The following is a 12,070-nucleotide window of genomic DNA, read 5'->3' as shown; positions in this document are numbered from 1 at the left end:
GTGGTGACATGAGTTTGTGCATGACAGGCTGAGGCGGAAACGACATTCTACCCACCTTTCCTGCCAACCGCTGGCAATGCGATGGAGGGGGCTTGCAGCAGCGACACGTCGTCTTCGTGGTGTTCCCCCAGGCGCTTCTGCTCGACCTCTCCGGCCCTCTCGCCGTGTTCGAGCTGTCCTGCGAGACAAGCGAGGGCGGGGTGCCGCCCTATCGGCTGACCGTCGCCTCGGCAGAGGGTGGGCTCATCCGTACATCCTGCGGCCTGGAGGTGATGAGCGCCCCCCTTTCCAGCGTCGGCGCGGTGGATACCCTGGTCATTGTCGGCGGCCCCGGTGTCCACGGGGCGGCGCGCGAGCCGCGCCTGCTGGCTTGGCTCGCCGCGAATGCCGGCGGCATTCGTCGCCTCTGCTCCGTGTGCACGGGCACCTTCGTGCTGGCCGCCGCGGCGCTGCTGGACCGGCGGCGGGTGGTGACGCATTGGGCTTCATGCAAGCTTCTGCAGGATCGCTTCCCCGAGCTGACCGTGTCGCCCGATGCCATCTATGAGCATGACGGTCCCATCTGGACCTCGGCAGGGGTGACAGCCGGCATCGATCTGGCGCTGGCCCTGATCGAGGACGACCGGGGTCATGCCGAAGCCATCCGGGTGGCCAAGCGGCTCGTCGTGTTCCTGAAAAGGTCAGGGGGGCAAACGCAGTTCAGCGTGCCGCTTGCCCTGCAGGAGGCGGACGACGGGGGCTTCGAGGCCCTGCACAGCTGGATCAGTGATCACCTCGACCAGGATTTGCGCGTGGAGACGCTGGCGCAGCGCGTGTCCATGAGCCCGCGCACGTTCGCGCGCCTGTATGCGGCGCGCACGGGCCGGACGCCGGCAAAGGTCGTGGAGGAATTGCGCCTCGATGCGGCACGCCGGGCCCTGGAGGAGACGCGGCAGTCCATCAAGGAAATCGCTGTGCGCTGCGGCTTTGCCGACGAGGAGCGCATGCGGCGCGCTTTCCGTCGGCGGCTGGGGGTGAATCCCCAGGATTACCGGGGCCAGTTTGGGGCGACGGATGCCGGACGGGGCGTCGATCCCGATGGAACCTCGGTCCGACCGGGATAAAGCCTCTTCAGGTCGGCGGCAAGGAGTGCCACCGTGCAGGTGCGGTTAGACCCGGTTGGGCTGTCGGACCCCCTCACGGCACCGGCGATAATTCCCGCTTCAGGCATTTGAGGGCGAAGGAGGAGCGGCTGTGCCGGATGCCCGGCACCTTGTAGAGTCGCTCCCGCAGGAAGCGCTCATAGCCGGCCGTGCCGTCCACCGCGACCTTGATGAAATAGTCGTATTCGCCCGTGGTCAGATAGGCCTCCAGAACCTCGGGAAGCTCGGCGAGGGCCTGTCCGAATTTCTGGATCTGATCCTCGTCGTGACGGTCCAGGGTCACCTCGATGATGACGGTATCGCCGAGCCCCAGCTGTGCCTGGTTGAGCACGGCCACATAGCTGTCGATATAGCCCGCATCCTCAAGACGGCGCACCCTGGTCCAGCATGGACTGGGTGAAAGCCCGACCTTCTCGGCCAGCTCGTTGTTGGCTAGGCGCGCCTGCTTGCGCAGGACACGCAGGATGCGCCGGTCGATCTCGTCGAGACCCTTGTCCTTCTGCATGAGGGCGCCTTGTGACCGTAGTCAGAAAAATCATCCGCTAAATGGATATAAATCAGAAAATCCATCCGGAAAAATACTTTTATTCCCGAATAACAGGAGAAAATCTGGCGCAAAACGCGGTAGGGTCTCCCGTCCTTGGGAATGACGCGTGGAGGGTGCGGCAATGACATATCGGCTACGGCTGGACGTGGTCAGCGTCGACGCGGCCATTCGCGCCCTGGACCTGCTCCGCCGCCTGAGCGTGGAGATGCTGGAACTGGAAACCGCGAAGCGGAATGACGGCTTCCTCGTCCATCTCAGCTATGAGGCGGAATCCGAACAGGCTGCGCGCCATATCACCGTGCGCATCGGACAGATCGTCGGTGTGACCGCCGCCGAGATGCTGTTGGCCGCGGCCGATGAGGTCGATCCCTCACACGTGAAGGCGTGCGCCCACACGGCGCGCTCCGCCCCTTCGCTCACGAGCCCCTACTGATCGCGCGGGCGCATGGCTCGAAGGGCGCCCATGACCGAAATTCCGCGGCATCCTCAACGGTTCGGCCGGCGCGATCCGGCCCCCATCCGGCACATTTTGCAGACCAGCACCTGAGCGCGCAATCGGGCCAGACGCCGCCTCATGCAGCGCGGCTGGAGCGACGAATGGCCTGCGGGGGCTGGCCGAAGGCGCGGATGAAGGCGCGCCGCATGCGCTCGGCGTCGCGGAACCCCGCGGATTGAGCAACGACGTCGATCGTCTCGCTTGAAAACTCGATCCGCTCGCGTGCCACCTCGAGACGGAGCCTCTCGATTGCCTTGGAGGGCGTTGTCCCGGTCTCGGCAGCAAAGGCCCGCGCAAAGTGGCGCGCGCTCATGCCGACCCTCTCCGCAAGCTGCTCGACGGTGAGCGAGGCATCGAGATGTTCGCGGACCCATGAGAGAAGCGCCGCGAACCGGCCATTGGGCGCCTTCAATTCGAGAAGGGAGGAAAATTGGGACTGCCCGCCGCTGCGGCGCTGATACAGCACGAGCTGGCGAGCGGTTTGCCGCGCGACCGCGTCGCCCTGATCCTCGGCCACCATCGCCAGCGCAAGGTCAATGCCCGCGGAGATGCCGGCTGACGTCCAGATATGACCGTCGCGCGTGAAAATCTTGTCCGGCTCGAACTTGATCTTCGGAAAGCTCGATATGAAATCGCGCGTATGCGACCAGTGGGTGGTGGCGCGGCGGCCGTCCAGCAACCCTGCTGCGGCCAGGATGTAAGCCCCGCTGCAGACGCTCGCGATGCGCGCGCCGCTCGCCGCAACCTCGCGCACAAACGTCAGGGTGGCCGGGCAGGCCAATGCGGCCTGAACGCCCTCTCCGCCAGCGACGATGAGTGTGGAGATCGGGGGGCACGCGTGCGCGTCGGACGCGAGCATTGCGGCGCCCGATGAACTGCGCACCGGCCCTTCGGCGAGCGCCACCACCCGCAGGTCCGGCACTTTTGCCGCGTAGCGCTTTGCAATTTCAAAGACCGAGATCGGCCCGGCCACGTCCAGGATCTGGAAATCGGGAAAGACAAGGACGCCAATCATCTGGATGTCCGAAATCGAGGGAACAACGACATTCTCTCATTTTCATAGTCATGCCAATCTGTCGTCGTCAAATTCACGTGGGAGATGTCATTGCCGCTCCAGTTCGCATCGGCCCCGTCACCGCATGCGTGCCTGCGCGTGCGGGATTTCCCCGGGCTTGGGCTCCTCTCTTCTTGTCGGCTGAGACGCCGCGGTCACAGTGAGCTGAACCCGCATGCATGACATGGTTCTGATCGGCGGCAGGGTGCTCGATCCCGAGACGGGCCATGATGGCATCGCCGATGTGGCGCTCCGCGACGGCCGCATCGCGGCGATCGGATGGGACCTCGGGCCAGCGGCGCAAACCATCGCGGCCCATGGCCTGGTTGTCGCACCGGGCTTCATCGACCTGCACGCCCACGGGCAATGCCTTCCCGCCGACCGGATGCAGGCCTTCGACGGTGTCACCACCACCTTGGAGCTTGAGGTCGGCGTGTGGCCGGTGGCGCGCTGGTATGACGAGCAGGCCCATGCGGGGCGCGTCCTGAATTACGGGGCTTCCACAGGCTGGATCTTCACCCGCATCGCCGCCATGACGGCGCAACAGACGGAGTCGAGCCTGGCAGGCATGGGACGGGCCATGGCGGACAGCCGCTGGACGGTCGATGTCGCCAATCCGGCCGAGATGGCGAGCATCCTGGAGCGGGTGCGCACCGGGCTCGACCAGGGCGGCATCGGCATCGGCTTCCCGAATGCCTATGCGCCGGGTGCCGGGGTGAAGGAAATCTCGGAACTGTGCAGCCTCGCAGCGTCCATCGGCGTGCCGACCTTCACGCATATCGCCTACATGTCGAACATCGACCCCCAAAGCTCCATTGACGCTTATACGCGCCTGATCGGACTCGCCGGCTCCACCGGCGCCCACATGCATATCTGTCACTTCAACTCGACCAGCCTCCAGGACGTGGAGCGCGCAGCCGAGCTTGTGGCCAAGGCCCAGGCTCAGGGCCTCAAGGTCACGGTGGAAGCCTATCCCTATGGCACGGGCTCGACGGTCATCGGGGCGGCCTTTTTCTGCGATCCGGCGTTTCCGGAGCGCACGGGCGGGGGCTACGACACGATCGAGCATCTGACTTCGGGCCACCGCTACTTGGACCGCGACGATCTCGTCGCGGCGCAGGCGCAGGATCCTGGAGCCCTGGTGCTGTGGCATTTCCTGGATGTTGCGGTGAATGATCGCCATCGGGATCTGCTCGATGTGTCCATTCTGTATCCGGGCGGTGCCATCGCCTCCGATGCCGTATCCTGGTTGCTTCCAGACGGCTCCACCTATCTGGGCGATCAATGGCCGCTGCCGGATGACGTGATCTCCCATCCCCGGTCCAGCGGGACATTCACGCGCTTTCTGCGCAGATGGGTGCGGGAGCGGCAGGCCATGTCCCTGTTGGAAGGCATACGCAAATGCACGCTGATCCCTGCCAGGCTGCTGGAAGAGAGTACGCCCGCCATGCGCCGCAAGGCCCGCATCCAGCCGGGCTGCGATGCCGACATCGTGTGCTTTGATCTCGATGCGCTCACCGACCGAGCCGATTTTCGCCATCCCAACCGGCCGTCTGAAGGCGTTCGCCACTTGCTGGTGGGCGGCGTTCCGGTCATCGCCGACGGCGAGTTGATCCAGGAGGCGCGCCCCGGCCGTCCGGTCCGCCGGCCCGTGGCGCAATGACGGTTCCCGTCCTGCTGGTGGCGGGAGCGCTCGGGGCCGGCAAGACGACGCTGGTCAACCACCTCTTGCGCAATCCCGATGGCCGGCGCATCGCCGCCATCGTCAATGATTTCGGCGCCATCGATGTGGACGCCGCGCTTCTGGCGCCGGCGGCGGAGGGGATCGTCAGCCTGAAGAATGGCTGCATCTGTTGCAGCCTGGAAGGCGATCTGCTGCGGACGCTGGTGATGCTCACGCGCCGGCGGCCCTGTCCCGACGCGATTGTCATCGAGACCAGTGGTGCCGCCGATCCGGCCTCCATCATGTCGGCGTTGCTTGATCCGATGGTGTTTGCCGCCACGCCTCTCGACACTGTGGTGTGCGTGGTCGATGCCCGCCAGGTCGCGGACAGGCCCGCGCTTCTCGAAGACAGCCTTTGGCGATCGCAATTACGCGCAGCGGATTTCGTCATTGTGACGAAGCCGGACCTCCTGGCGCCTTCGGAGCTGGAGGATGTGCATTCCGGCATCGCCAGCCGGCATGGCGGGAAGCGGACGTTCACCGCGATCGAAGGCAAAGTCCCCTCGCCCCTGCTGTTTTCGCAGGGCCATCACGTGCCGGCGGCCCGACCATCGCTGCACGCCTTCGACGCGGCCGAGCGCTTCGAGACCATGAGCTGGACGGCGAACACCCCTTTATCGCTGCCCCGATTCCAGCGGGCCGTCGACGCGCTTTCGTCCGATCTGCTCCGCGCCAAGGGTTTCGTGACCTTCGATCATCAGTCTGACCAGCCGGTGCTATTCCAGCTTGTGGGCCGGCGCGTCACCCTCTCGCCCGCCGCCGCGTCGGGGACCGGCCCCATGAACCGCCTGGTTCTTATTGCCGAGCTCGGTCGGCTGGATCGCAGCAAGGCCACAGGGCTCCTGGATGGGGCGGTGACGGCGCTGCCACGCCGTGACGATCGCGATCCAACGGCGGGGTGATCCAAATACACCCATCGCGCACGCCGCAGCGGCATTCGGTGTGTCGCGTCGCACACCAAAGATGGTGGAGCCCGTTATGGCGCCCAACTTGAACGCAACCGCCTAAATATTCGCCAGTAAAAACTCCTGAGGCGAGCGGAGATGAGGCTGCTCGCGCATCCCTTGGCAGTGACGGCATGGCCACTTGCGAGGCACATCGTCATTCATCAGGGGTGACGTTCCGCGTCCGGCACGCCGCCCTCACGCCGCCGCAGAGAAGGCATTGCTGGCGCGCTGCGGCCCGCGATGCCTTCAAATTTCAAGAAAGCCAAGACCGATCCAGAGAGCCGGACAGGGCTGGTTTGGCAGTTTATGAGGGAAATATGTCATTTTAGACATAAGCGGTTGATGTCATTCTTTCTCTTGTGAAGACACGGGAGACCTTCTTGGAAAACTCAATTCAGATCGGATTACTCGTCTTTCCGCAGGTCACGCAGCTGGACCTGACGGGCCCGCTTCAGGTCTTCTCCAGTGCACCCAACACCGAGGTTCACCTGGTCTGGAAGCGCATTGAGCCGGTGCCGAGTGATTCCGTATTGACGCTCACACCGACCCGCACCTTCGCCGACTGCCCTCAGCTGGACGTGATCTGCGTCCCTGGTGGCTACGGGACGGATACCCTGCTCAACGATGATGAGGTTCTGGATTTCCTGCGCAGGCAGGCGGTCGGTGCAAAATACATCACGTCCGTCTGCACCGGTTCAGTTGTGCTCGGCGCAGCCGGATTGCTGGAGGGGTACCGCGCGGCGACCCATTGGAGCGCGCGGGACGCCCTCGCGCCCTTCGGCGCGACCTTGTCCGAAGAGCGGGTGTGCGTCGACCGCAACCGGATCACCGGCGGCGGCATCACCGCCGGCATCGATTTCGCCCTGACCTTGGTGTCCCTGCTGATCGATCGGCAAACCGCGGAAATGGTCCAGCTTCGGATGGAATACAACCCGGCCCCGCCGTTTACGTCGGGCTCGCCGGATACGGCTCCGGCCGAGGTGCTCGCCCTCATGCGCGAGAGGATGGCACCGGGGCAGGCGCGGCGCCGCGAGGCTGTGAGCCTGGCGGCATCCCGGCTCGCCCAGCGCGCCGGATAGGGCGTCACGGAGCGCGGGCGATCGCGGTCGCGCAGCGCGGCGACGAGGAGCGGCCAGATTGGCGCTCCTCGAAGGGGCGCGATGGTCGAGGCACATGACATCTCTGCGGGGGACGCATGACAGTGCTGATCGAGGGGTACTTCAGTCTTCTCAAGATCCTGATCGCGCTGTTCCTGGCGATCATGGTCGTGCTCGTCTTCGGAAATGTCGTTCTGCGCTACGCCTTCGACTCCGGCATTACCGTTTCGGAAGAGCTGTCCCGCTGGCTGTTCGTCTGGCTGACCTTCTCGGCGCTATTGTCGCCCTGCGCGAGCATGGCCATCTGGGCGTGGACACCGTGGTCCGGAGGCTGCCGCGCAAGGGCAAGCTGGCCTGCCTGATCCTCAGCCAGGTGCTCATGCTCTACGCCACCGTGCTGTTCCTCAAGGGTAGCTGGGCGCAGACCCTGATCAACTGGCAGGTGACCGCCCCGGCCTCGGGCGCCTCGGCAGCCTGGCTGTATGGCGCCGGCATCGTCTTCAGCATCTCGACCGGGCTGATCATCCTCGATGAATTGCGCCGTGCGGTGGCGGGCACGCTCTCCGACGACCAGTTGGTCATCGTCAAGGACTCCGAAGAGCAAGAGCAACTGGAAGAGCTACAGCGCGAACTCGCCGCACGCGACTTGCACGAAACGGTTCCGGGTGGGTCTTCCACCGCCACGCCGAGGTCCGAGCGATGACCATCGCCATCTTTGTCGGCTCGCTGCTGGGGGCGATGGGCATTGGAATGCCGATCGCCTACGCCCTGCTGATCTCCGGCATCGCCCTGATGCTGTATGTGGACGTGTTCGACGCCCAGATCGTCGCGCAGAACGTGATCAACGGCGCCGACAGCTTCCCGCTCATGGCCGTGCCCTTCTTCATGCTGGCCGGTGAGGTCATGAATACCGGCGGCCTTTCCAGGCGCATCGTCAACGTGGCGCTCGCGGTGGTGGGGCACGTCAAGGGCGGTCTCGGTTACGTGGCCATCCTCGCCGCCTGTATCCTCTCCGCCCTTTCCGGCTCCGCCATTGCGGACGCGGCAGCCCTGTCCGCTTTGCTCGTGCCCATGATGGAACGGGCCGGGCATGACAAGGCGCGCGCCGGGGGGCTCATCGCAGCTTCCGGCATTATCGGCCCCATCATCCCGCCCTCCATCGGGTTCGTGATCTTCGGCGTGGCGGCCAACGTCTCGATTACCAAGCTGTTTCTCGCGGGACTGGTGCCGGGCGCGCTGATCGGCCTTGGCCTCGCGGCCGCCTGGTGGTGGGAAGTGCGGAAGGAAACCCTTGTCACGCCTCCGCGCCAATCCGCCACCGACCTCCTGCGGGCCCTGCGTGACGGCGTCTGGGCGCTCATCCTGCCGCTGATCATCATCGTCGGTCTGAAGTTCGGCGTCTTCACACCGACGGAATCCGGCGTGGTGGCGGCAGTCTACTCGCTGTTTGTTGCAGTGTTCATCTATCGAGAACTGAAGGTCGCGCAGCTCTACATCGTATTCGTGACCGCAGCGAAGACGACCGCCGTCATCATGTTCCTCGTCGCCGCCGCCATCGTCTCGGCTTATGTGCTCACGGTATCCGAGGTCGCGCTCACGCTGGTCGACCTGCTGCAGCCCTTCATGGGGAACCAGACGCTGCTTCTGGTCGCCATGATGGTCCTGGTCGTCATTGTCGGCACCGCGATGGACATGACGCCCACCATCCTGATCCTGACGCCGATCCTGATGCCAGTGATCAAGCAGGCCGGCATCGATCCGGTTTACTTCGGCGTGCTGTTCATCGTGAACAACGCGATCGGCCTGATCACGCCTCCCGTCGGCACGGTGCTGAACGTTGTGGCCGGCGTCGCGCGCATCGACATGGAAGACCTGATGAAGGCCGTTTGGCCGTTCATGATCGCCCAGCTTGTTGTCCTCGGCCTAATGGTCCTGTTCCCCCAGCTCGTTCCCTGGCCGGCCCGCCTGATTGGCGGATGAGGCAGCGGACACGAGGCTCATATCACACGTTCGGCCCAGCCAGGGTCTTTGCTCGACAGGAGGGTTGTATGAAGATGACTTGCTTACGTGCATCGGCAATGGCGCTCGCGCTCATGGCCGCGCCCCTATCCGTCCTGGGCTCCGCAAGCGCGGAAACGATCCGCGTCAGCTATGCCACGGCTGCCGACCATCCCTACGGCCTGGGGGTGAAGAAATTCGCCGAGGTCGTGGAGGCGAAGACGGGTGGACGAATCCGGGTCAGAGGGTTTCCGTCGGGCCAGATCGGGCCAGAGGTTCAATCAATCTCGGCGGCTCAAGGGGGAATCCTCGAGGTTGTCGTGACATCCACCGCCGCCCTTTCCGGTGTGGACAAGGCATTCGGCGTGTTTGATCTGCCATACATCTTCGAGACCGACCGGGAGGCCGACACAATTCTCGACGGGCCCGTGGGCACGGAAATGCTGCGTCGTCTCGACAGCAAGGGGCTGGTGGGGCTTTGCTTCTGGGAAGCGGGCTTCCATCAGGTGACGAACAGCCGCCGGCCGATCAAGGGGCTCGATGATTTCCGCGGCCTGAAGATCAGAACGATCCAGAACCCGGTCATGATCGACGTCGTCAATACCCTTGGTTCCAACGCGGTGCCCATGCCGTACACGGAGGTTTATACCAGCCTTGAGACAAAGGCCATCGATGGCCAGACCGGAACATACCCGCTGGTCTTCGCGAACAAGATATTCGAGGTGCAAAAATACATAACGGAGGCCAACCTCTTTTATGCGCCTGTTACCTTGCTGATGTCGAAAAAGTATTTCGACGGCCTGTCGCCGGCCGATCAGGCCATCATGCGCGACGCATGTGCCGAGGCGCGCACCACCGAGCGCGACGCGAACCGGGCGCTCTCTCCGGAGGCGCTGAAGCAGATGCAGGCTGCGGGGCTCCAGTCTAATGTGCTGGATGCCGCGACGATCGGGGCGATCAAGGAAAAGCTTCGGCCCGTCGTGGACAAGCACATGAAGGCGCTCGACCCCGAAATCGTGGCGGCGCTCCAAACGGAACGGGCGAAGCTGGGCCGTGGCAGCGCGGCCTCGGGCAAGTGACACGCGCTGCGGCGCGACCCCATGCGTTCGATGTCGACCTTCGATGGTGCGGAGACAATGCCTCATATCGCCATAGTCGGCGCCGGAATGACTGGGGTCACAGCCTCTTAGAGCGCGATCCCATCAGATTGAATCAATCTGATGGGTGAATCGCCCTCTAACCCATTGATAGAGAATGCGTGATCCGATCAGATGGCGATGCCATCTGATCGGCGCATGCTCTAGCGCCGAGCCAGCGCCGATTCCAGGTGGCGATCCTTGATCGTCACCGATGGTCCGCGATGGAGACATCCTTTGCCAATGGCGGGCAACTCTCCGGCAGCAACGCGGGGGCCTGGAACAAGGTCTCGACCATTGTCCACGGACTGAAATGGACCGATCGGGGCGAGGCATGGACCGGACTGCGCCCGATGATGCCAAGTATGCTGCCGCGCGTCGGAGCCGGCAAGCGACGCGGCATCGTCGTCCGGAAGGCCGCTGGCGAGAAGTCACCGCTTGCCCGCCTTTTCCAAAATCACTTCGGGCATTATCGCCTTCCGGCTCCGGCGCGTGCAGTATCTCGCACGACACGGCAACGTTGCGCGGCACGCCCTCATTGACCGGAGGCAGCGATCCGTAAGCGATTCAGGCCGAAAAGGACCTCAGATGCCTTCTCACAGCGCCTTCACCCTTGCCGACGTCGGCTTTGCCGTGCCCGCCATCCCCGGCATGGCGGAGTGCGACATCCAGACCCCATGTCTGATCCTCGACCTGGATGCGCTGGAGCGGAACATCCGCAAGATGGGCGATTACGCCCGCTGCAACCACATGCGCCACCGCCCCCATGGCAAGATGCACAAGTCGGTGGACGTGCTGCGCCTGCAGCAGGATCTCGGTGGGGCGGTGGGCGTCTGCTGCCAGAAAGTGTCGGAAGCGGAAGTCTTCGCACGCGCGGGCATCACGGACATCCTGATCTCCAACGAGGTGCGCGATCCGGTCAAGATCGATCGGTTGGCGCGGCTTCCTGCCTTGGGTGGCCGGGTGATCGTCTGCGTTGATGATATGGACAACGTCTCCGCACTCTCCGCCGCCGCGATCAGGCACGGCACCACGCTCGACTGCTTCGTGGAGATCGATTGCGGCGCGGGCCGCTGCGGAGTGACTTCCGCCGAAGCGGCACTCGCCATCGCCAAGAGTATAGATAGCGCCCCAAAACTGCGTTTTACCGGTCTCCAGGCCTATCAGGGCGCCATGCAGCACCTCGATACGTTCGAGGACCGCAAGACAAAGCTCAATGCGGCCATCGCCCAGGTGAGGGACGTGGTGGGGCTGCTTGAGCAGAATGGGCTGAAGCCGGAACTGGTCAGCGGCGGCGGCACCGGCAGCTATTACTTTGAGAGCATGTCCGGCGTGTACAATGAACTCCAGTGCGGCAGCTACGCCTTCATGGATGCCGACTATGGTCGCATCCGCGATGCTGGCGGCCGTCGCCTGGATCAGGGCGAATGGGAGAATGCGCTCTTCATCCTCACTTCCGTGATGAGCCATGCCAAGCCTTGTGAGGCGATCTGCGACGCAGGCCTGAAAGTGCAGTCAGTGGATTCGGGCCTCCCCGTCATCTACGGACGGACCGATGTCTCCTATGTGAGCTGCTCGGACGAGCACGGCGTCATCTCCGATCCGGGCGGCGTGCTCGCGATCAACGAGAAGCTCCGCCTCGTGCCGGGCCATTGTGACCCCACTTGCAACATGCACGACTGGTATGTCGGGGTGCGCAACGGCGTGGTCGAGACGCTGTGGCCAGTGAGTGCTCGCGGCAAGGCCTATTGATCTTCCCCAAATAAAACTGGCCCGCTCAGCGCCATCAGCAACAAGCCGCCGATGGCGCTCATGAATGGCTCTCCGGCCCCCGGAATCAGCTCTAACCCTGAAATTCCCGGTTCTAGTCGGCCTAAATCCCCGGGAGCGCTTGAACAGGTATGACGCCCTCAACTGCACGGGTGGATGC

Annotated in this window: 10 protein-coding genes and 1 pseudogene; 9 read left to right on the top strand and 2 right to left on the bottom strand. The window is 64.1% G+C overall.

All coding sequences use genetic code 11. The features are described from left to right. Positions 1 to 92 precede the first annotated feature (92 nt). Positions 93 to 1,103: a GlxA family transcriptional regulator gene (locus J5J86_RS05460; RefSeq protein ID WP_209103865.1), complete on the top strand. Its 1,011-nt coding sequence runs from the start codon at positions 93 to 95 to the stop codon at positions 1,101 to 1,103. Positions 1,104 to 1,176: 73 nt separating this feature from the next. On the opposite strand, the gene J5J86_RS05455 is transcribed toward J5J86_RS05460, so the two are convergent. Further along, positions 1,177 to 1,647 carry an Lrp/AsnC family transcriptional regulator gene (locus J5J86_RS05455; RefSeq protein ID WP_209103864.1) on the bottom strand — a complete coding sequence of 157 codons (471 nt, stop codon included), beginning with the start codon at positions 1,645 to 1,647 and terminating at the stop codon, positions 1,177 to 1,179. A 163-nt stretch (positions 1,648 to 1,810) separates the two neighbouring features. On the opposite strand from J5J86_RS05455, the gene J5J86_RS05450 reads away from it, so the two are divergent. Further along, positions 1,811 to 2,122, top strand: a complete 312-nt coding sequence (locus J5J86_RS05450; RefSeq protein ID WP_209103863.1) for a hypothetical protein — start codon at positions 1,811 to 1,813, stop codon at positions 2,120 to 2,122. Positions 2,123 to 2,261: 139 nt separating this feature from the next. Here the strand turns inward: J5J86_RS05450 and J5J86_RS05445 are convergent, their stop codons facing one another. Next, entirely contained in the window at positions 2,262 to 3,200 is a 939-nt protein-coding gene (locus J5J86_RS05445) for a GlxA family transcriptional regulator (RefSeq protein WP_209103862.1), read from the bottom strand. 214 nt (positions 3,201 to 3,414) lie between these two features. On the opposite strand from J5J86_RS05445, the gene J5J86_RS05440 reads away from it, so the two are divergent. The 7 genes and pseudogenes from J5J86_RS05440 (at position 3,415) to bhcC (ending at position 11,892) form a co-directional block, all read left to right on the top strand. Next, positions 3,415 to 4,902, top strand: coding sequence for an amidohydrolase family protein (locus tag J5J86_RS05440; protein ID WP_209103861.1), 1,488 nt, complete (start codon positions 3,415 to 3,417; stop codon positions 4,900 to 4,902). Next, complete coding sequence (locus J5J86_RS05435; protein WP_209103860.1) at positions 4,899 to 5,864, top strand: CobW family GTP-binding protein; 966 nt, start codon at positions 4,899 to 4,901, stop codon at positions 5,862 to 5,864. The genes J5J86_RS05440 and J5J86_RS05435 overlap by 4 nt, the downstream gene beginning before the upstream one ends. A gap of 425 nt (positions 5,865 to 6,289) precedes the next feature. Next, positions 6,290 to 6,988 (top strand): DJ-1/PfpI family protein, encoded by a 699-nt coding sequence (locus J5J86_RS05430; protein WP_209103859.1) that lies wholly within the window; start codon positions 6,290 to 6,292, stop codon positions 6,986 to 6,988. 116 nt (positions 6,989 to 7,104) lie between these two features. Then, positions 7,105 to 7,709 (top strand): annotated as a pseudogene (locus tag J5J86_RS05425) (TRAP transporter small permease). After that, positions 7,706 to 8,986, top strand: coding sequence for a TRAP transporter large permease (locus tag J5J86_RS05420; protein WP_209103858.1), 1,281 nt, complete (start codon positions 7,706 to 7,708; stop codon positions 8,984 to 8,986). Before J5J86_RS05425 ends, J5J86_RS05420 begins: the two are co-directional and overlap by 4 nt. Positions 8,987 to 9,054: 68 nt before the next feature. Beyond that, a complete protein-coding gene (dctP, locus tag J5J86_RS05415) occupies positions 9,055 to 10,083 on the top strand; it encodes a TRAP transporter substrate-binding protein DctP (protein ID WP_209103857.1) in 1,029 nt (342 codons plus the stop codon). A 645-nt stretch (positions 10,084 to 10,728) separates the two neighbouring features. Then, positions 10,729 to 11,892, top strand: a complete 1,164-nt coding sequence (gene bhcC, locus J5J86_RS05410) for a 3-hydroxy-D-aspartate aldolase BhcC (RefSeq protein WP_209103856.1) — start codon at positions 10,729 to 10,731, stop codon at positions 11,890 to 11,892. Positions 11,893 to 12,070: the final 178 nt, after the last annotated feature.

Origin of the sequence: Aquabacter sp. L1I39, assembly GCF_017742835.1 — a bacterium.
In the GTDB taxonomy this organism is placed as follows: domain Bacteria; phylum Pseudomonadota; class Alphaproteobacteria; order Rhizobiales; family Xanthobacteraceae; genus L1I39.
The sequence above is the reverse complement of the archived record's forward strand: the minus strand, read 5'-3'. Positions and strand labels throughout refer to the sequence as shown.